This is a genomic window from Staphylococcus pasteuri (assembly GCF_030547725.1).
GTDB lineage: Bacteria > Bacillota > Bacilli > Staphylococcales > Staphylococcaceae > Staphylococcus > Staphylococcus pasteuri.
On sequence record NZ_JAUOQO010001087.1, the window covers coordinates 1 to 231 of the forward strand.

Below are 231 nucleotides of genomic sequence, written 5' to 3' on the forward strand. Positions count from 1 at the left end.
GTTCTGGATGCAATTGCGCTAAGCGACAAGACAAAGGCGCTGCGCCAAAGCCTGCCTTTATAGCAGGAACAAAGGCATTAAAGTCATTCACCTTCAAAGCAATTTGCTGCGGTTCGACTTGGCTATTCAACCAATGAATAAAGCTAATTTGCGAATAAGGCTCGATGGTTGAGATAAACTTATGACCAACCACCTGCTCTAGTGACGCAATTTTCCCGTACCGTTTTACAT

General features: G+C 44.2%; 1 protein-coding gene. It reads right to left on the reverse strand.

Features of this window, described 5'->3' with window-relative positions; all coding sequences use genetic code 11:
• On the reverse strand, window positions 1–231 hold a 231-nt coding region (locus Q4528_RS16500; RefSeq protein ID WP_303522878.1), incomplete at both ends, for a hypothetical protein.